17 protein-coding genes are annotated in these 18794 nt (G+C 72.7%); 12 read left to right on the forward strand and 5 right to left on the reverse strand.

All coding sequences use genetic code 11. The features are described 5' to 3' along the window. Window positions 1-180: 180 nt before the first annotated feature. Together JNW98_RS08405 and JNW98_RS08410 are read left to right on the forward strand one after the other, a co-directional pair. A complete protein-coding gene (locus JNW98_RS08405; RefSeq protein ID WP_223767471.1) occupies window positions 181-1464 on the forward strand; it encodes an activator-dependent family glycosyltransferase in 1284 nt (427 codons plus the stop codon). A gap of 41 nt (window positions 1465-1505) precedes the next feature. Further along, a complete protein-coding gene (locus tag JNW98_RS08410) occupies window positions 1506-1811 on the forward strand; it encodes a muconolactone Delta-isomerase family protein (RefSeq protein WP_223767472.1) in 306 nt (101 codons plus the stop codon). A 51-nt stretch (window positions 1812-1862) separates the two neighbouring features. Here JNW98_RS08410 and JNW98_RS08415 read toward each other — a convergent pair whose 3' ends face one another. After that, entirely contained in the window at window positions 1863-3383 is a 1521-nt protein-coding gene (locus JNW98_RS08415) for an FAD-binding oxidoreductase (RefSeq protein ID WP_223767473.1), read from the reverse strand. A 155-nt stretch (window positions 3384-3538) separates the two neighbouring features. Between JNW98_RS08415 and JNW98_RS08420 the strand changes: the two genes are divergently transcribed. The 7 genes from JNW98_RS08420 (at window position 3539) to JNW98_RS08450 (ending at window position 10646) form a co-directional block, all read left to right on the forward strand. Then, window positions 3539-4375, forward strand: coding sequence for an SDR family NAD(P)-dependent oxidoreductase (locus JNW98_RS08420; RefSeq protein WP_308015525.1), 837 nt, complete (start codon window positions 3539-3541; stop codon window positions 4373-4375). Between the two features lie 13 nt (window positions 4376-4388). Further along, complete coding sequence (rfbC, locus tag JNW98_RS08425; protein ID WP_223767474.1) at window positions 4389-5012, forward strand: dTDP-4-dehydrorhamnose 3,5-epimerase; 624 nt, start codon at window positions 4389-4391, stop codon at window positions 5010-5012. A 102-nt stretch (window positions 5013-5114) separates the two neighbouring features. Then, window positions 5115-6182 (forward strand): glucose-1-phosphate thymidylyltransferase, encoded by a 1068-nt coding sequence (locus JNW98_RS08430; protein WP_223767475.1) that lies wholly within the window; start codon window positions 5115-5117, stop codon window positions 6180-6182. Beyond that, window positions 6179-7294 (forward strand): dTDP-glucose 4,6-dehydratase, encoded by a 1116-nt coding sequence (gene rfbB / locus JNW98_RS08435; protein ID WP_223767476.1) that lies wholly within the window; start codon window positions 6179-6181, stop codon window positions 7292-7294. The genes JNW98_RS08430 and rfbB overlap by 4 nt, the downstream gene beginning before the upstream one ends. Continuing rightward, on the forward strand, window positions 7291-8196 hold the full coding sequence (gene rfbD, locus JNW98_RS08440) for a dTDP-4-dehydrorhamnose reductase (protein WP_223767477.1): 906 nt from the start codon (window positions 7291-7293) through the stop codon (window positions 8194-8196). The genes rfbB and rfbD overlap by 4 nt, the downstream gene beginning before the upstream one ends. Before the next feature lie 135 nt (window positions 8197-8331). Beyond that, entirely contained in the window at window positions 8332-9528 is a 1197-nt protein-coding gene (locus JNW98_RS08445) for a class I SAM-dependent methyltransferase (RefSeq protein ID WP_223767478.1), read from the forward strand. Then, window positions 9525-10646 (forward strand): aromatic ring-hydroxylating oxygenase subunit alpha, encoded by a 1122-nt coding sequence (locus JNW98_RS08450; protein ID WP_223767479.1) that lies wholly within the window; start codon window positions 9525-9527, stop codon window positions 10644-10646. The genes JNW98_RS08445 and JNW98_RS08450 overlap by 4 nt, the downstream gene beginning before the upstream one ends. Before the next feature lie 92 nt (window positions 10647-10738). On the opposite strand, the gene JNW98_RS08455 is transcribed toward JNW98_RS08450, so the two are convergent. Next, on the reverse strand, window positions 10739-12199 hold the full coding sequence (locus JNW98_RS08455) for an MFS transporter (RefSeq protein WP_223767480.1): 1461 nt from the start codon (window positions 12197-12199) through the stop codon (window positions 10739-10741). Between the two features lie 103 nt (window positions 12200-12302). Here JNW98_RS08455 and JNW98_RS08460 point away from each other — a divergent pair, with 103 nt between their 5' ends. After that, window positions 12303-12788 (forward strand): MarR family winged helix-turn-helix transcriptional regulator, encoded by a 486-nt coding sequence (locus JNW98_RS08460; protein ID WP_223767481.1) that lies wholly within the window; start codon window positions 12303-12305, stop codon window positions 12786-12788. A gap of 84 nt (window positions 12789-12872) precedes the next feature. Here JNW98_RS08460 and JNW98_RS08465 read toward each other — a convergent pair whose 3' ends face one another. Continuing rightward, window positions 12873-13130, reverse strand: coding sequence for a hypothetical protein (locus JNW98_RS08465; RefSeq protein WP_223767537.1), 258 nt, complete (start codon window positions 13128-13130; stop codon window positions 12873-12875). A gap of 260 nt (window positions 13131-13390) precedes the next feature. Next, the gene (locus JNW98_RS08470) at window positions 13391-13936 is read right to left on the reverse strand and encodes a DUF5994 family protein (protein WP_223767482.1); all 546 of its coding nucleotides are present in this window, start codon (window positions 13934-13936) and stop codon (window positions 13391-13393) included. A gap of 306 nt (window positions 13937-14242) precedes the next feature. Here JNW98_RS08470 and JNW98_RS08475 point away from each other — a divergent pair, with 306 nt between their 5' ends. Beyond that, a complete protein-coding gene (locus JNW98_RS08475; RefSeq protein ID WP_223767483.1) occupies window positions 14243-14740 on the forward strand; it encodes a DUF5994 family protein in 498 nt (165 codons plus the stop codon). A gap of 272 nt (window positions 14741-15012) precedes the next feature. On the opposite strand, the gene JNW98_RS08480 is transcribed toward JNW98_RS08475, so the two are convergent. Beyond that, window positions 15013-15234 carry a CarD family transcriptional regulator gene (locus JNW98_RS08480; protein WP_223767484.1) on the reverse strand — a complete coding sequence of 74 codons (222 nt, stop codon included), beginning with the start codon at window positions 15232-15234 and terminating at the stop codon, window positions 15013-15015. 2247 nt (window positions 15235-17481) lie between these two features. On the opposite strand from JNW98_RS08480, the gene JNW98_RS08485 reads away from it, so the two are divergent. Further along, window positions 17482-17751: a hypothetical protein gene (locus JNW98_RS08485; protein ID WP_223767485.1), complete on the forward strand. Its 270-nt coding sequence runs from the start codon at window positions 17482-17484 to the stop codon at window positions 17749-17751. The last annotated feature ends 1043 nt before the right edge of the window (window positions 17752-18794 follow it).

The raw sequence follows: 18794 nt of genomic DNA on the forward strand, positions 1-18794 counted from the left end.
AAGGCATTTCGAGAGCAGGAATTCCAGAGATGTCAAACGCGCTGTCCCGGCGGCGCCGCGCCCGCCCTCCCGAATTCCCGTGCGGGGGATTCGCCCGCCCGTGCGCACCCGGATCGAGAGCGGCTCTAGTGCCGGACGGAAGCCTGTCCCGGTCACTGGACCCGGCCGGAGAGGCAGCCGATGCGCGTTCTGATCGCCGCACCCGCTCTCGACGCCCACTTCAACGGCTGCGTGCCGCTGGCGTGGGCGCTGCGGACAGCGGGGCACGAGGTGCGGGTGGCGAGCCAGCCCCCGCTGACGGCCGGGATCACCTCGGCCGGACTCACCGCCGTCCCCGTCGGCTCCGACCCGGAGCTCGCCCGCGTGATGGCCACGGCCGGGCCCCGGATCTACGCCCACCACCAGGGCCTGGACCTCATGGGCAGCGCGGACCGGCCCGTCTCCGCCGACTTCCTGCGCACCAGCGGCGAGCTGCTCACCGAGGCGTTCTACTCCCGGATCAACAGCGAGGAGACCGTCGACGACCTCGTGGCGTTCTGCCGCGCCTGGCGGCCCGACCTGGTCCTCTGGGAGACCTTCACCTTCGCCGGCGCCCTCGCGGCCCACGTAACCGGCACGCCGCACGCCCGGCTGCTCTGGGGCCCCGACCTCTTCCTCCAGATGCGCCGTACCCTGCTGGCCCACCACGAGCGCGACGGCGTCGACGCCGCCCGCACCCCCGAGGCCGACCCTGTCAGGCACTGGCTGACCGGGCACCTCGCGCGCTACGACCGGCCGTTCACGGAGGAGGTCGTCCAGGGGCAGTGGCGCGTCGACCAGATGCCCGCGAGCATGCGGCTCGCCCCCGGACAGCCCACCGTCACCATGCGGTACGTGCCCTACAACGGCCCCGTCCCGGCCGTCGTGCCGGACTGGCTGCGCACGGCGCCCGAGCGGCCGCGCGTCTGCCTGACCAAGGGCCTGAGCGTCCGCACCATCGACTCGCCCGACGGGCGCGCCGTCACCACCGAGGACTTCTTCGAGGCCGTCGCCGGCCTGGACGCCGAGGTCGTCGCCATCCTCGACGACGCCGAACGCGACCGGCTGACCTCGGTGCCGGACAACACCCGGGTCGTGGACCACGTCCCGCTGCACGCCCTGATGCCCACCTGCGCCGCCCTCGTGCACCACGGCGGCGCCGGGACCTGGTCGACCGCCGCCGTCCACGGCGTCCCGCAGATCGTCCTGGCCTCCATGTGGGACAACGTGCACCGGGCGCGCCGCACGGAGGAGGTCGGGGCCGGACTCTCCCTGCCGCCCGGCGGCCTGACCCCCGCCGGGCTGCGCACGGCCCTCGAACGGCTGCTGACCGAGCCCGCGTTCAAGGCCGGGGCGGAGGCGCTGCGACAGGAGATGCTCGCCGAGCCCAGCCCCAACGACGTCGTGCCCGAGCTGGAGCGGCTGGCGGCGCTCCACCGCGCCTGACCCCACCCATACCCGCACACCACCAGGAGAACGGAAACCCCATGGCCCTCTTCGCCGTTCTGGCCACCCAGAACCCCGCGGGCATCAGCGCCGACGAGTTCCGGGCGCGGCTGCCCGAAGGCTTCGCCTACACCAAGGCCCTGGCCGACAAGGGCGTGATCAAACACAGCTGGGTCCGGGTCGGCGCCGCCGGCGGCCTCCTCATCTACGACGTGGGGAGCCACGAGGAGCTGCTCGCCCACCTCTACGACAACCCGATGAGCCCGCACCTGAAGTTCGAGGTCATCCCGCTGGCCGTGCCGGGTTCCTTCGACTCGACGGCGTACCAGGAGAAGCGGGACGCCTGAGACGCGTGGGAGGGGGGTGGCCGGGATCCGTCCACCCCCCTCCCTCGTCCCCTACGGCAGCTCGACCGACAGGGTGTGCCGGAACACGTCCTTCGGGTCCCACGCCGCCTTCGCCCGCTGGAGGCGCGGGTAGTTGTCCTTGTAGTAGAGGTGGTGCCAAGGCACGCCCGACGTGTTCCACACGGGGTCCGCGAGGTCGCCGTCCGGGTAGTTGATGTACGTCCCGTCGCTCGCGTCGTCCGGTACGGGCACCCCGCCGCTGTGCGCGTACACGTCCCGGTACAGCTCCCGGATCCAGCGCAGGTGCTCCTCGTCCTCCGCCGGGTTCTGCCACAGGTCCACGTAGAACGCCTTGATCACCGCGGTGCGCTGGGCCGTCGCCGTGCGGTCCGGCGGGACGGTGCCCACCTTGCCGCCGTACGACATGAACAGCACGCCGGCGCCCATGTGCCCGTGCCCGTCGGTCAACCCGTCGTACAGCACGTCCAGTTGCCCGTCGGTGTAGCCCTTGAGCAGGTAGGCCGCCTTGCCCTTGGAGCGCATGCCGGTGACGGTGTCGGGGAGCGTCGGGTGGAGCATCGACTCCAGCCACGGCCGGGTCCGCACCATGTGCTGCGGGCGCAGGCCGACGCCCTCGTCGAGCGCGTCGAGGTACTCCTGGAGGAGCCGCTCGGCGTCCGGCACCCCGGCGTCCATCTGCGTGCTCATGATGAAGGCGCCGGACGCCCGGTGGAAGGCACCCACCACGCTGAACAGGCTCGCGTACGGCGAGTCGGGGGCGCTGTTGCGCTCGTGCCACTCGGCGTGGTTGCGCATCAGCCGGCGGAAGCGGTCCCGGGTCAGGTCGTCCCAGGACCAGGTGACCAGGCTGTCGAGGACCGTGGCGGGCGGCTTCGGCAGCAGCTCGGAGGGCTCGGGGCTGTCCTCGTGGGAGCCCTCGGGAGAGCGCAGCCAGTAGCGGGTGACCACGCCGAAGTTGCCGCCCCCGCCGCCGGTGTGGGCCCACCACAGGTCCTGGAGCGCGCCCTCGTCGTCCCGCGTCGCCACCACCTTCCGCGCGGAGCCCGACGCGTCCACGACCACGACCTCCACCCCGTACAGGTAGTCGACGACGCAGCCGTGCAGCCGGGTCAGCGGGCCGTAGCCGCCGCCGAGGATGTGCCCGCCGGCCGCCACCGACGGGCAGGAGCCGCCGGGGATCGTCACGCCCCAGCCCTTGTACAGGGCCCGGTAGACCGTGCTCAGCTGCGCGCCGGGACCGATGGCGAAGGCGTTCCGCTCCGGGTCGAAGAAGACGTCGTCCAGCTCGGACAGGTCGATCAGGAAGCGGGTCCGCGGACCGTCGACGAAGTCCTCCAGGCAGTGCCCGCCGCTGCGTACGGCGATCCGCTGCCCGGCGTCCACGGCGTCCTGCACGGCCCGGACGGTCTGCTCGGCCGACCCCACGATCCGGATGTGGTCGGGGCTGCCGGTGAACCGGTGGTTGACCCCCTTGATCAGGTCGCCGTAGCGGGGGTCCGCCGCGTCGATGCGGACCGGTCCCAGCGGGGGGCGGCTCGCGCCGTCGGTCATGTCGTACCTCTTCCGGTCGGTGGTCGGTGGGGCGGACGGCCCGGCGGACCCGTCCGGTCCGCCACGACACACGGCGCGGCTCGAACGGCGGTGGAGCGTCCTCGGTGCCGGGCGCGTCGAGTGTCCTTCGAGCGGCCCGCCCTACCGTCCGGGCCGTGACCGAGCAGACGAAGACCGAGCGGACGAAGACCGAACAGGCGAGCACCACGACGTCCACCACGACGAACACCGCCGAGCGCCGCGGCGCGGGACCCAGGACCGTCGTCATCACCGGCGGCGGCACCGGCATCGGGCGGGCCACCGCCCGGCGGTTCGCCGACGAGGGGGCGCGGGTCCTCGTCGTCGGGCGCAGCGCCGAGACGCTGGCCGGGACCGCCGACGGGCATCCGTCGGTCAGCACCCTGGCCGTGGACATCACCGACCCCGACGGGCCCGACGCCGTCGTCACCGCCGCCCTGGAGCGGTACGGCCGGCTGGACGTGCTGGTCAACAACGCGGCCCAGGGCGTGCCGGGGGAGTTGGCGGATCTGGAACCGGAGGTGCTGGACGCCCAGTTGGCGACGAACCTCCGCGCCCCGATGCTCCTCACCCGGCGGGCGCTCGACGCGCTGACGGAGACCTCGGGCACGGTCGTGAACGTCAGCACGGCCGGCTCCCTGGGCCGCCGCGCCTGGCCGGGCATGTCCGTCTACGGCGCGTCGAAGGCCGCCCTCGACTTCCTCACCCGGACCTGGGCCGTCGAGTTCGCGCCGCGCGGCGTCCGCGTCGTGGCCGTCGCCCCCGGTGTCATCGACACCGGCATGGCCACCCGCAACGGCACCGGCGAGGCCGACTACCGGGCGTTCATCGAGGGCATCGCCGGGCGCGTGCCCTCCGGCCGGGTCGGCCGCCCGGAGGAGATCGCCTGGTGGATCGCCCGCCTCGCCGACCCCGAGGGCAGCTACGCCAACGGCACCGTGCTGGCGGTCGACGGCGCCCTCTCCGTGCAGTGAGGGGGAACAGGTGATGCGACCGCTGCGGATCGAGGGGGCCTGGACCGACGAGCCGACGGTCTTCGGCGACGACCGGGGCAGCTTCCACGAGTGGTTCAAGGCCGACGCGTTCGAGGCGGCCACCAGTCGGCGGCTGGAGCTCGCCCAGGCCAACATGTCGGTGTCGCGCCGCGGGGTCGTGCGCGGCGTCCACTTCAGCGACGTACCGCCCGGCCAGGCCAAGTACGTGCGGTGCGTCCGGGGCGCGGTCCTCGACGTCGTCGTGGACCTGCGCACCGGATCCCCGACCTTCGGGGAGTGGGAGGCCGTCCGGCTGGACGACGCCGAGCACCGCGCGGTCTTCCTGTCCGAGGGCCTGGGCCACGGCTTCGCCGCCCTCACCGACCAGGCGACCGTCGTCTACCTCTGCTCCACCGGCTACGCCCCCGAGCGCGAGCACGCCGTGCACCCGCTCGACCCGGCGCTGGGCATCGCGTGGCCGGCGGGGGCGGAGCCCGTCCTGTCGGAGAAGGACCGGCGGGCCCCGACGCTCGCCGAGGCCCGTGAGCAGGGGATCCTGCCGTCGTACGAGAGCTGCGGGCGGCTGCCCGGCCAACCGGGCGAGCCGCGCTCCAGACCGGCCCTAGGGGCCGCCTAGGGCCCGGTACGAGGCTGGCGGGGGCGCGGCCGACCGCGCCCGGCGGCCGGCGGGCGCGGCCCGGCGCCGCCGTTCCTCACCGACCGACGGGGAGCCCGTCTCGTGAAAGCTCTCGTACTCGCCGGAGGCACGGGAACCCGCCTCCGGCCGATCACCCACACCTCCGCCAAGCAACTGGTCCCCGTGGCCAACAAGCCCGTCCTCTTCTACGGACTGGAGTCCATCGCGGCGGCGGGCATCGAGGACGTCGTCGTCGTGGTCGGTGACACGGCGGACGAGATCGAAGCCGCCGTCGGCGACGGCCACCGCTTCGGGCTGCGGGTCCGCTACGTCCGGCAGGACCGGCCGCTCGGCCTCGCCCACGCCGTCCTCGTCGCCCGCGAACTCCTCGGCGACGACGACTTCGTGATGTACCTCGGCGACAACTTCGTCATCGGCGGCATCACCGCCCTCGTGGACGACTTCCGCGCCCGGCGCCCCGACGCCCAGGTGATGCTGACCGCCGTCCGCAACCCGTCCGCGTTCGGCGTGGCCGAGCTCGGCCCGGACGGCCGGATCGTCCGGCTGGAGGAGAAGCCGAGCCGGCCGCGCAGCGACCTCGCCCTCGTCGGCGTCTACCTCTTCACCCCCGCCGTGCACGAGGCGGTCCGCGCCATCAGCCCCTCCGGACGCGGCGAACTGGAGATCACCGACGCGATCCAGTGGCTGATCGACGCCGGCCGCGAGGTGCGGTCCGTGGAGATCTCCGGCTACTGGAAGGACACCGGCAACGTCACCGACATGCTGGAGGTCAACCGCACGGTTCTGGAGTCCGTCACTCCGCAGTTGGACGGCGATGTGGACGAGACCAGTGAGATCATCGGTTCGGTCAGGATCGCGAAGGGCGCCCGGGTGCGCCGCTCCCGTATCGTCGGACCCGTCGTGATCGGCGACGGGACGGAGGTCACGGACTCCTACGTCGGCCCGTTCACCTCCGTCGCCGAGGACTGCCGGATCACCGGCAGCGAGCTGGAGTACTCCATCGTCCTGCGCGGCGCCGCCCTCGAAGGCACCGGCCGGATGCAGGCGTCGCTCATCGGACGGTACGCCCGCGTGACGCCGTCGCCGCGAACTCCCCATGTCCATCGCCTGGTACTGGGCGATCACAGCACGGTAGAGCTGTCCTCATGAGCACTGAGAAGCGCACCGACGCGCCCGCGCCCGCGACCGCCGCCGCCACCCGGGCCCCCGCCACCCGCATCCTCGTCACCGGCGGGGCCGGCTTCATCGGCTCCCACTACGTCCGCACCCTGCTGTCCAAGGACGGGAGCGGGGACGGGAACGGCGACGGGAGCGGGAACGGGGCCGGGCAGGACCGTCCGTACGTCACCGTCCTCGACAAGCTCACCTACGCCGGCGTCCCCGCCAACCTCGACCCCGTCCGCCACTCCGACCGCTTCCGTTTCGTCCACGGCGACATCTGCGACGTCGAACTGGTCGACCGGCTGGCCGCCGAGCACGACCAGATCGTCCACTTCGCCGCCGAGTCGCACGTCGACCGCTCCGTACGGGAGGCGGACGCCTTCGTCCGCACCAACGTGCTGGGCACCCAGCGGCTCCTCGACGCGGCCCTGCACAACGGTGTCAGCGTCTTCGTGCACATCTCCACCGACGAGGTCTACGGCTCCATCGACCACGGCTCCTGGACCGAGGAGTCGCCGCTCGCCCCCAACTCGCCCTATGCGGCGGCCAAGGCGTCCAGCGACCTGTTCGCCCTCGCCTGCCACCACACCCACGGCCTCGACGTCCGCGTCACCCGCTGCTCCAACAACTACGGCCACCACCACTTCCCCGAGAAGCTGATACCGCTGTTCGTCACCAACCTGATGGACGGCCTGGAGGTGCCGCTCTACGGGGACGGGGGCAACATCCGCGACTGGCTGCACATCGACGACCACATCCGCGGCATCGAACTCGTCCGCACCGGCGGCCGGGCCGGCGAGGTCTATCACATCGGCGGCGGCGCGGAGTTGAGCAACCGCGAGCTCACCGGGATGCTGGTGGAGGCGGTCGGCGCCGACCCGAGGCTCGTCCGGCACGTCGAGGACCGCAAGGGCCACGACCGCCGCTACTCCCTCGACTGGAGCAAGATCCGCGACGAGCTCGGCTACCGGCCGGTCCGCCGCTTCGAGGAGGCGCTGGCCGAGACGGTCGCCTGGTACCGGGACAACCGCGCCTGGTGGGAGCCGCTCAAGCAGCGCGCGGCCCTGCTCCCGCCCCCGCCCGGGGACGGGCCCGCGTGACCCGGCCCTGGCTGGTCACCGGCGCGGGCGGCATGCTGGCGCGCGACCTGCTCGCCGTGCTGGCCGCCGCCCGCGTCCCGGCGGTCGCGCTCCGCCGGGCGGACCTGGACGTCACCGACGGGCCGGCCGTGCGCGCCGCGGTGCGCACGCACCGGCCCGCCACCGTCGTCAACTGCGCCGCCTGGACGGCCGTCGACGCCGCCGAGGAGCACCCCGCCGCGGCCTTCCTGCACAACGCGGAGGGCCCCCGCCTGCTGGCCGAGGCGTGCGCCGCGGCGGGCGCCCGCCTCCTCCAGCCGTCCACCGACTACGTCTTCCCGGGCGACGGCCGGACCCCGTACGCGGAGGACGACCTCACGGGTCCCCGTACCGTGTACGGCCGTTCGAAGCTCGCCGGGGAGCGGGCGGTGCTGGCGGCGCTGCCCGGCCACGGGTACGTCGTCCGTACGGCCTGGCTGTACGGGGCCCACGGGCGCAGCTTCGTCCGCACGATGGCGGGCCTGGAGCGGGAGCGCGAGACCGTCGACGTCGTCGACGACCAGTACGGCCAGCCGACCTGGACCGCCGACCTGGCCGGACTCCTCGTCCGGCTGGGCCGGGCCGCCGAGCGGGGCACCGCCCCGCCCGGTGTCTACCACGGCACGAGCGCCGGCGCGACGAGCTGGTACGGCCTGGCCCGCGAGACGTTCCGGCTGCTGGGCGCCGACCCGGACCGGGTGCGTCCGGTCTCCTCCGCCGCCCTCGACCGGCCCGCGCCCCGGCCCGCGTACAGCGTGCTCGGGCACGACGGCTGGCGGCGGGCGGGGATCCGACCGATCGGCGACTGGCGGGAGCGGCTGGCGGTGGCCGTCCCGGCGCTTTTGCGGGCCGAACGGGTCCTGGTGCGCCCGAGTTCCGATTGACCCCTCTTCTAGCCGCGGCTCCTACGGTCGCGGCACACGCTGGATCCGCCCGCACCGGTCGCGGTCGTCCGGATCCGCCCGTCCCACCCCGACCCCGTCCCACCCCGTCCCACCGCAGGAGAAGGTAACCGCCCTATGACCCAGGCCAGCCTTGTCGAGCGCCTCACCCTGTGCGGCACAGCACCCGACTCCGAGATCTCCGCCCTGGCCAAGGAGGCGGGGCTGGCACGGCTCGTCGCCGTCCTGGTCGACGAGGTGCTGTTCCGCTGCGACGCGCCCGTGAACACCACGCCCGTCCACGTCGCGCTGGAGGTGCTGCACGGCGGGGAGGAGCACCGCACCGTCCTGTGGATGGCCGCCGGGGAGCCGGTCCGGGTCGTCGACGGCGACGTCGACCCCCCGACCATCCGCCGCCACCTGCGGATATCCCTCACCGACCTGGTCCGTCGGCTGTACGGGCCGCTGCGGCCGCAGCACAGCGGCGACTTCACCGACGTCTTCCTCCCCAACCGGCCCGCCGACCTGAGCGAGCTGCGGGGCATCCTGGAGGCCACCCACCAGGCCGGCGGGACGCTGCTCAGCGGCTGCACGGCGGAGGGCCCGGGGCTGGGCCCGCTGTCCGTGAAGTACGGCTCGGACAAATGGGCGAGCTTCCACTGGTACACCCAGCACTACGAGAAGCACTTCGCCGCCTACCGCGACCGCCCGGTGCGCGTCCTGGAGATCGGCATCGGTGGCTACGAGGGCGACCTGGGCGGCCCGTCCCTGAAGATGTGGAAGCGCTACTTCCACCGCGGCCTGGTCTACGGCCTGGACCTCTTCGACAAGTCCGCCCTGAACCAGGACCGCCTCACCGCCCTCACCGGCGACCAGGGCAACGCGGAGACCCTGCGCGAAGTGGCCGAGAAGTACGGCCCGTTCGACATCATCATCGACGACGGCAGCCACGAGAACGAGCACGTCCGCGTCTCCTTCGACGCCCTCTTCCCGTACGTCCGCCCCGGCGGCCTCTACGTCATCGAGGACCTCCAGACGGCGTACTGGCCGCGCTTCGGCGGCACGTCGGGCCCGGTGACCGGCCCCGACACGTCCGTCGGGCTGCTCAAGCGGCTCCAGGACGACCTGCACTACCGGGAGTTCGACCCCAAGCCGGGCGAGCCGACGCTCACCCAGAGCGAGGTCATCGGCGTGCACACCTACCACAACATCGCGTTCATCGAGAAGGGCGTCAACGGGGAGACCAGCATCCCCGCCTGGATGGACGACGAGGCGTGGAAGGCGCTCGGCGCGATCACGCCGGAAGAGGGCCGCGCGAAGGGCGACGCCCGATGACGACGGCGACCGTTCCCGAGCTCCTGGACGAACTGCGGGCGTACCTCTCCCCGACGCCGCCGCAGCTCAGCCTCCCGCCGGCCCTGTTCGCCTCGCCCGAGGTGTACGAGCTGGAGCGCGAGCGGATCTTCCACCGCGGCTGGGTGCTGGTCTGCCACGCCGACCAGCTCGCCGAGCCCGGCGACTACCTCTCCCTGGACATCGCGGGCGAGCCCGTCGTCGTCACCCGGGGCCGTGACGGCGCGCTGAACGCCATGTCGCCGGTCTGCCGGCACCGCATGATGCCCCTGGTCGGCGAGGGCGCCGGCAACACCGCCGACTTCACCTGCCCCTACCACCTCTGGCGGTACGGGCTCGACGGCAAGCTGATCGCGGCCACGCACATGCGCGGCAACACGGAGTTCGACCCGGCGACGTGCCGGCTGCCGGGTTTCGCGGTCGAGGTGTGGCACGGCTTCGTCTTCGTCAGCCTGGCCGGGAACCCGTCCCCGCTGGCGCCGGAACTCTCCGTCGTCGAGCGGGAGATGGCAAATTACCAGTTGGACGACATGGTCCTGGTGTCGAGCTGGACCGAGGACTGGGCGTGCAACTGGAAGGTGGCCGTCGAGAACGGCCACGAGAACTACCACGCCATCGGCTTCCACCCCGACACCGTGCGTCCGCTGATGACCGGCGGCATCGACATGGACGTGCACTACGACTCGCCGGTGGTGTGCCGGCTGCTGAGCCCGGCCGGTCAGCCGGTCGAGCCGGCGGTGCTGCCGCTCACCGAGGACGAGTGCAAGGTGCTGTACAGCTTCCGGGTCTTCCCCGGCGGCAGCGTGGCCACCTTCGGCGAGACGATCGCCTGGCTCACCTTCGTCCCGGTCGCCGCCGACCGGACGATCGTGCGCGGCGGCTCGCTGATGCCGCGGCGGCTGGTGGAGCAGGTGGGGCTGGAGAACATCCGGCCGGGTCTTGAGGGGTTCACGGCCCGGGTGAACACCGAGGACCGCGAGGGCCTGGAGGCGGTGCAGCGCGCGGTGACGTCGCGGTACACGCGGCGGGGACATCTGAGCCCGAAGGAGCAGGGAGTGCTGGCGTTCTACCGCTCGCTGGCGCACGCGCTGCTGGGCTGATTCTCCCGCTGATTCTCTCGCTGATTCTCCCGTACACGCCGAAGCCTCCCGCCCCGGAAACCCGGGGACGGGAGGCTTCTTCGGCCTGTGGCTTACCAGGACTTGGGCGCGGACTTCTTCGGCAGCATGAAGCTGACGACGAAGCAGACGGCGACGAAGCCGAGGCTGGCCCACATGGTGGTGATGAAACCGGGGGCGAAGCCGTGGGCGCGCCCGTCGGCGTGGGAGTCGCGGACGGCGAAGAAGATCGTGCCCATGACGGCGACACCGACCGAGGCGGCGATCTGGGCGACGGTGTTGAACAGGCCGGATCCGGAGCTGGCGTGCTCGCCGGGGATGTTCTCCAGGGTGAGCGCGGCGAGCGGCGCGACGGTGAGGCCGAGGCCGAGGCCGCCGACGGCGACGCCGGGCAGGAAGTCGAGCCAGGTCATGTCGGGGTCGGCCGACCGGGCGGTGAAGGTGAGCAGCAGGAAGCCGACGGCGAGCACGACGAGGCCGAGCTGCACGGTGGCGCGCCCGATCTTCGGCAGGAGGACGGCGGCACCGAGGCCGGCGCCGATGGTGGTGGCGATCGGCCAGGGCAGGATCGCGACGCCGGCGGCCATCGGGCTCATGTCCAGGCCGGCCTGGAGCATCTGCATGAAGGTGAGGAAGAAGCCCATGACCGGCAGGAAGAACAGGAACTGGAGCAGCAGCCCGCCGCCGACGGAGCGCAGCCGGAACAGCGACATCTCGATGAGCGGCGTCTTCCCGGAGCCGGAGAGCCCCTTCTCGTACCGGTAGAAGAGGAAGAGGACGACGACGCCGAGGCCGAGGCAGACGTAGGTCCATGCGGGCCAGGGCCGTTCCTCGCTCCCGGCGATCAGCGGGTACAGCACCAGCACGAGCCCGGCCCCGGAGATGAGCATGCCCATGGGGTCCAGCCTGGGCCGCTGCTCGGCACGCCCCTCGGGCAGCACCCGGGAGGCGACGACGAGCGCCACGACACCGATGGGAACGTTCAGCCAGAAGACCACCCGCCAGCTCTGCCCGAACAGGTCGGCTTCGAGCAGGGCGGCACCGAGAATGGGGCCGACGGCGGAGGCGAGCCCGTTCAGCGACGAGAACGCGGCCATCGCACCGCCGCGCTCCTGGGGCGCGTACATCAGCTGGATCTGCGACAGCACCTGCGGGACCATCGCCGCGGCGAAGACGCCCTGGACCACGCGGGTCGCCACCAGCAGCTCGGCGTTGGGCGCGGCGGCGCACAGCGCGGAGGCCAGGGTGAACCCGGCGACGCCGACGAGGAACACCCGCCGGTACCCGTACAGGTCACCGAGGCGCGCCCCGGTGATGATGCCGAGCGCGAACGCCAGCGTGTACCCGGCCAGCAGCCACTGCAACTGCGCGGAGGAGGCGTCCAGGTCCTCCCGGATGGAGGGGAGGGTGACGTTCAGGATGGTGGCGTCGAGCAGATCCATGAAGCTCGCGATGAGAATCACGACGAGCGCCACCGTCCGCGCCCGGCCGGACGCGGTGGTGGTGGCGGGTGGAGCAGACGTGTCGGTGGACACCCGGAACCTCCAGTTCGTGTTCGTGGAGTAAGCGGTACGCGCGGTACGGCTAGAATAGCTGCATAACTAAGTATCTTAATTGCGAAGCTAAAGGGAGACGGCGATGAGTGTCAAACCGACGGGTGGGGAAGCGGACGTCATGACGGACGCGCTCGCGGACCGCATCATGCTGGCCATGACCGACCTGGCCGGCGCCCTCGGCCGGCTCCACGACCAGATCGCCCAGCAGCTGAACATGGCCCCCACGGACCTGCTCTGCCTCCACACCCTCAACCGCGAGGGCCCCACCACGGCCGGCACCCTCAGCACCCGCCTGGGCCGCACCACCGGCGCGGTCACCCACATGCTCGACCGCCTCGAAAAGGGCGGCTACGTCCACCGCCGCCCCCACCCCGACGACCGCCGCCGCGTCATCGTCGAAGCGGCCCCCGAGGGTCTCCACCGCATCGCCGCCTACTACAAGGGCCTCGACGCCCGCAGCCGCGCGCTGCTCTCGGGCTACTCGCCCGCGGAACTCGACGCCATCCTCCGCTTCCTGACGGCAAGCCGGGACGACGCGTCGGCGGAGTCGGAGGCGCTGAGGGAGTGAGAACGATGCGGAACGCCCCCTCCGTTGACGTCGTGACGTCGGGTATCGGAAGGGGCGCCGGGTCCGTGCGTGAGCCCGCGGGGCTCAGCCCTCGGAGTGCCGTCGGCGGTGGTCCGGTGTCGGGGGCCGGCTGGTCTCGAGCCAGGATCGGGCCGGCTCGGCGGGTCGCGTGGTGTCCACGGCGAGGTGCAACCGGGTGCCGCCCTCGCGGCCGGCCGGGTAGCTGCGCTGCTCGGTGGAGTCGAAGCAGCGTCGGAGAACCTCCGCCACGCGGCGGGCGGTCTCCGGGGACGCGGCGACGATGCGGATGTCGGCGCGTCCCGGCGGGGGCGTGGGTTCCACCGGGGTGCGGGCGGCCGGCGTACGGGCCGTACCGGCGGATGCCGCGAGGTGGCCGGCGGCCGGAGGGCGGACGGTGTCGCGCACGAGGGCCCCGGCGGCCGACGGCCGGAAGCGGCCCAGGGCGGTACGGGCGGAGGACCGGGCGGGTGCCGCGCTGCCGCGAGGGCTCGCGACGCGTCCGGTGAGCCGGTCGGCCAGGACGGCCCCCGCGGCGAGCACCCCGAGGACGGCGGCCAGGACGAGGGCGAGCTCCACGGCCCTCACCTCCCTCGGGCGGTGGCGGGACGCCCGGCCGGGGCGGGCGGTGCCCCGCCCTCCGACTCCCAGGACTCCTCACCGGCCCCGGGCCGGTCCACGTCGGCCGCCGCACGCTCGTCGTCCATCAGCTCGCCCGCTGTGAGCAGGCCCCCCGGGAGGGACGCGGCGGACAACAGCCGTCCGGCCGCGGCCGGACCGGTCTCCGGCGGGACGATCAGCAGGTCCCAGCGGCCCGCGGGGGAGAGGAGCAGCAGCTTGTACCGGTCGCGCCCGGCGGCGAACCGTCCGACGCGCACCGCGTGCGCGGCGACGGGCACCTCGCGGGGCAGGGCGGACCAGAAGGCCGGCTGCACCGTCACCCTGGCGATCCGCCCCCAGCGCCGCTCCAACCGTTCCAGCAGCGCGGGGAGTTCCCGGCCGAGGTCGCGCGAGCGGGGCCACCAGGCGCCGTCCAGCAGACAGGGGGCCGCCCCCGGTGTCAGGGAGAGACGGGCGGGCGGTGGGGGGACGTGCGGATCGGCGGTCGTGCGGCCAAGGGTCACGGTCATGATGCCGACCTGTCCCCGGGCTCGTCTGCGACGGCCCGGCATGGTGACTCACCGGAAACGACACCCGCGTGGCGGCCGGTGTACGAAGTGCTCCCGGTGCTCTCAGCCTACTCCGGCCCCCGGAAGGCCGGGCCCGGAACGGCCGAGGAGCCGCAGGGCACGAACGTTCGGTGACCCTCCGTGCAGGCCGGCGGGTCACCCGCCTGGAGTAGGCTGGGATCATCGCGGACGCTTCGCCCCCCGCCGCCGAGCACGGCGGAACGGTGAACGGAGGAAGCCGAATCCGCAAGAGACGGGCTGAACACCATGGCCGATTCCGACACGGCACGCACACCCGGTCTCCTGCCGGACGCGGCCCATCGCGCCGCGCGGCCCGGGACGGCGCTACTGCGGCTGGAGACCACCCGGACCCGCGAGGGAATCCTCGACGGTGCCTGGTGGCCGCGCTCCCGCGACATCGCCGCCGAACTGCCCGGGCTGGTCGCCGCCTTGACCGAGCACCTCGGCCCCATCACCCGCGTCGGCCTGGACGCGGCCGCCTGGGAAGAACTCCCCACCCGCCTGACCGTCGGCGACCGGGTGGTGCACCTCGACTCCTTCCCGGTCGGCGACGACACGGTCCTCATCACCCGAGGCGACAACGACCACTTCGCCCTCCTGGTGGTACCGCCCGACATGGGACCGGAGGCGGCACGGGCCGCCATGGCCAGAGCGGTACGGGCCGACAACACCGCCCAGGCCGAACAGATCCTCATCGACACCGGCACCACCGGCATCGACACCGGCACCACCGGCCGGAGCTGAACGGCCCCGGAGCCGGACGGCCCCGAGACCGCTGGGGTCAGAGCGCACCCCGGCCCGGAACGGACCCTGGGGCGTCCTCGCCCGCGACGCCCTCCTCCTCCCCGAAGTCCGGGGCCTGGAACGGGTCGGTCACCGGAGGCGGTGATGCCGTGGCAGAGCTGCGGATGGCCCCTTCCGGGGCGGAGAACAGCGAGGTCGAATCGATGGGAGAACTCCCTTTCGTGGCAGGTCCCCGGAGGGGCCTGGTGTGCCCCGAACCGGGCACAGAGGTCCTACAGCTTGGTCATCTTGGCGTACGGGCTCAGGATCCGCTCTTGCGCCGAGCCGAAATCCACGAGCACCGCGATCCCGTCCTCGATGCCGATCACCCGGCCGAGGCCGTACATGTCGTGTGTCACCTGGTCGCCCACGGCGAAGCGCTCCGGAACCGGCGTGACCCGGGCCGCGAAGGGGCTGGTGGGCAAATGACGTTTCAGTGCAGCAGGCTTTGTCATTGCCCCCAGTATGTGCCCGCGAGCCTCCCCCGCGCTGCGCCCGTCCACGTCGGATACGACACAGGCGCCGGACGGACGGCCCGCACCCACCCCGCCACACCCACCCTGACCAGCAAAAAGACCCTCCCATCGGGAGGGTCTCGCCATGCGCCCCCGGCAGGACTCGAACCTGCGGCCAAGCGCTTAGAAGAGGCCAGTGCTGTCCGCTTGGACGTACTGGCTGACCAGGCGGTTTCTCGACACTTCCCCCTCGGGCGGATTGACTCCACCGCGTATCCACCGGAAGGCGACATTCCGCCACCTTGGCTCGCGCGCTGTGATCCGCATGACTTGCTGTGTCGAAGGGGGCCGGGTCGTATAGTCCGGTTGTTCGGAGACGGATGGTCGGTGCATGCCTGTGGCTAGAGAGGTAAATGTCCGATTCCGTGAAAGTGAGTAAAAACCGTGTCCTGCGCTTGCAAACGTGCAGGTCGCGGCCTGTGATCCCCGCGCACGCGGGGGTGGTCCCAGGATGTTCCGCACGCCCCAAGGCCGCCAGCGGTGGTCCCCGCGCACGCGGGGGTGGTCCCGCGGTGATCGCGGCGGTCACGAAAGCGAGGTGGTGGTCCCCGCGCTCGCGGGGGGGCCATCCGGTACCACTTGTCTGACTTGCCGCACGCGTGGTCCCTGCGCACGCGGGGGTGGTCCCCGCGCACGCGGGGGGGCCATCCGGTACCACTTGTCTGACTTGCCGCACGCGTGGTCCCTGCGCACGCGGGGGTGGTCCCCGCGCACGCGGGGGGGGCCAACCGGTAGCACTTGTCTGACTTGCCGCACGCGTGGTCCCTGCGCACGCGGGGGTGGTCCCCGCGCACGCGGGGGTGGTCCATGCTCGGCTCGTATCAGTACCAGCTCCCCGCGGTGGTCCCCGCGCACGCGGGGGGGCCATCCGGTACCACTTGTCTGACGTGCCGCACGCGTGGTCCCTGCGCACGCGGGGGTGGTCCCCGCGCACGCGGGGGGGGCCAACCGGTAGCACTTGTCTGACTTGCCGCACGCGTGGTCCCTGCGCACGCGGGGGTGGTCCCCGCGCACGCGGGGGGGCCATCCGGTACCACTTGTCTGACTTGCCGCACGCGTGGTCCCTGCGCACGCGGGGGTGGTCCCCGCTCCATCACCGTGGCCTTCGGCATCTGCACGTGATCCCCGCGCACGCGGGGGTGGTCCCGCCTTCTCGTAGTTCTTCGGGGCGTTGCCGAGGTGATCCCCGCGCACGCGCGGGTGGCCCCCGGACGGGCGGGCGAGCGGCTAGCAGAGAAAGGTGGTCCCCGCGTACGCGGGGGTGGTCCCCCGAACGGGCAGTGGGCCTAGCTGCCCGACGCGTGGTCCCCGCGCACGCGGGGGTGGCCCCCGGACGGGCGGGCGAGCGGCTAGCACAGAAAGGTGGTCCCCGCGTACGCGGGGGTGGTCCCCCGAACGGGCAGTGGGCCTAGCTGCCCGACGCGTGGTCCCCGCGCACGCGGGGGTGGTCCGATGGTGGGCGGGAAGATCGCCTCCGTCTTCACGTCGTCCTCGCACGCGCGGGGGTGATCCGGAGGCGGGGTCGATGCGCTGGGGTCAGATCGCGACGTCCCCGCACGTGGGTGGTCCGAGATCCCGGCCGAGGCCGCGGCCGTCCACGGCGTCGTCCCCGCGCACGCGGGGGTGGTCCCCTCTCGTCCCGGGTGGAGGTGCTGGAGCAGATGTCGTCCCCGCAAGCGCGGGGGTGATCCGGTGGCGGGGTCGATGCGCTGGGTTCAGATCGCGTCGTCCCCGCACGTGGGTGGTCCGAGATCCCGGCCGAGGCCGCGGCCGTCCACGGCGTCGTCCCCGCGCATGCGGGGGTGGCCCGGTCTTCGAAGCCTGGGACGTGGACGTGGACGGATGGTCCCCGCGCACGCGGGGGTGGTTCGGACGGCGACTACGTCCTGTACCGCGACCCGGCGTCGTCCTCGCACGCGCGGGGGTGTCCCCACGGACGGGGACTTCTTGCGGTCCGCGACCTGGTCGTTCCCGCGCACGCGGGGGTGGTCCCAGCCCAGCACGGGACGTTGTCCACGCCCGGCTGTGGTCCCCGCGCACGCGGGGATGGTCCGCGCCCCGCGAGGAGTACAGCCGCGACAGCCGGGCGTTGTCCAGTGCCACCGAACCTTGACCGTTTGCCAACGAACCTGGACGGGCGCGAGTTAGTGTCAGCGAAGGTTGAGCACTGCAGGACAAGGAGACGCGATGTCCGAGCCCACCCCCGACGATCTGCGATGCCCTCGCTGCGGTGACCTGCCGGAGCCGCTCATCTGCCTCGGCCACAAAGTCGACGGCACACCCGCCACTGACACACCTGCGGCGATGGTCGCACTCGACGCCGAGCTCGGCCTCGCCCGTGACATGCGCCGCCGCGCCGCCGGTGCCGCACTCACCGACGCCCAGACCGCCGCGATGCTGCGTGCCGTGTCCGACGACCCCGGACTGGGCACTGGCCACGGGAAGCACCGGCACTGACCAAGAACAACGTCAAAGGTGCGGCATCCCCCGTCGTTCAACTTCGACGGCCATCGCGCAAGGTTCGATGGCGCAGGACAGTCGTCCCCCGCGCATGCGGGGACACTTAGGTACGAGCACAGCTTTAGTGATCGGAACCACGTGGTCCCGCGCACGCGGGGTGGTCCCCTGTCCGAGGGTGAGCTCCTGGTCGTCGAGGAGTGGTCTCCGCGCATGCGGGGGTGGTCCCGTCGCGAACACCCGGGTCAAGGAGTGCGACCGGTGGTCCCCGTGCGCGCGGGGGTGGCCCTGACCCACCCCGGACTCTGCGCCGGATCGAGAAGTGGTCCCCGCGCGCGGGGGTGGTCCCGAGGTGTGGTGGACCCACCGCACCGTCGTCGTGTGGTCCCCGCTCATGCGGGGGTGGTCCCGACCGCTCCAAATCCAAGCTCGGCAGCAAAAAGTGGTCCCCGCGCGTGCGGGGGTGGTCCCTCGGGGTTGTCGGTTGCCGCGCCTACCGCCTCGTGGTCCCTGCGCGCGGGGGTGGCCCCACACGGTCACACGCTTGGCGAACGCGGCGCTGTGGTCCCCGCGCACGCAGGGGTGGTCCCGTCTTCAACTTGGAGTCCGGCGTCGACCTGAAGTGGTCTCCGCGCACGCGGGGGTGGTCCGGACGTCAACGGGCGCGGCCTCGGGCAGGTACGTCGTCCCCGCACGTGTGGGGGTGGTCCGAGCGCGTGGTTGACCATGGAGCCGGCGTCCGAGTCGTCCCCGCTGGCGCGGGGGTGGTCCGCGGGTGCCGTCTCCGGCCCCCTCCAGCCACTGGTCGTCCCCGCGAACGCGGGGGTGGTCCCGCCCTGTACGGCGCGGGCCTCAACGCAGTGAAGTGGTCCCCGCGCACGCGGGGGTGGTCCCCATCAGCGACACGGTGGTACGTGAAGTGGAAGGTGGTCCCCGCGCACGCGGGGGTGGTCCCCAGCGCCAGCCGAACCGGATGCCGATGGGGTGGTGGTCCCCGCGCAGGCGGGGGTGGCCTCCCGGCCACGTGCCCGGTGCGGGCCCTG

The organism is Streptomyces huiliensis, from assembly GCF_020037025.1.
GTDB classification, from domain to species: Bacteria; Actinomycetota; Actinomycetes; order Streptomycetales; family Streptomycetaceae; genus Streptomyces; species Streptomyces huiliensis.

Coding starts and splice junctions, on each gene's coding strand:
- JNW98_RS08450 (WP_223767479.1), top strand. CDS start 9,525: ATGACGACGGCGACCGTTCCCGAGCTCCTGGACGAACTGCGGGCGTAC.
- JNW98_RS08485 (WP_223767485.1), top strand. CDS start 17,482: ATGTCCGAGCCCACCCCCGACGATCTGCGATGCCCTCGCTGCGGTGAC.
- JNW98_RS08475 (WP_223767483.1), top strand. CDS start 14,243: ATGGCCGATTCCGACACGGCACGCACACCCGGTCTCCTGCCGGACGCG.
- JNW98_RS08410 (WP_223767472.1), top strand. CDS start 1,506: ATGGCCCTCTTCGCCGTTCTGGCCACCCAGAACCCCGCGGGCATCAGC.
- JNW98_RS08460 (WP_223767481.1), top strand. CDS start 12,303: ATGAGTGTCAAACCGACGGGTGGGGAAGCGGACGTCATGACGGACGCG.
- JNW98_RS08470 (WP_223767482.1), bottom strand. CDS start 13,936: ATGACCGTGACCCTTGGCCGCACGACCGCCGATCCGCACGTCCCCCCA.
- rfbB (WP_223767476.1), top strand. CDS start 6,179: ATGAGCACTGAGAAGCGCACCGACGCGCCCGCGCCCGCGACCGCCGCC.
- JNW98_RS08415 (WP_223767473.1), bottom strand. CDS start 3,383: ATGACCGACGGCGCGAGCCGCCCCCCGCTGGGACCGGTCCGCATCGAC.
- JNW98_RS08405 (WP_223767471.1), top strand. CDS start 181: ATGCGCGTTCTGATCGCCGCACCCGCTCTCGACGCCCACTTCAACGGC.
- JNW98_RS08480 (WP_223767484.1), bottom strand. CDS start 15,234: ATGACAAAGCCTGCTGCACTGAAACGTCATTTGCCCACCAGCCCCTTC.
- JNW98_RS08445 (WP_223767478.1), top strand. CDS start 8,332: ATGACCCAGGCCAGCCTTGTCGAGCGCCTCACCCTGTGCGGCACAGCA.
- rfbC (WP_223767474.1), top strand. CDS start 4,389: ATGCGACCGCTGCGGATCGAGGGGGCCTGGACCGACGAGCCGACGGTC.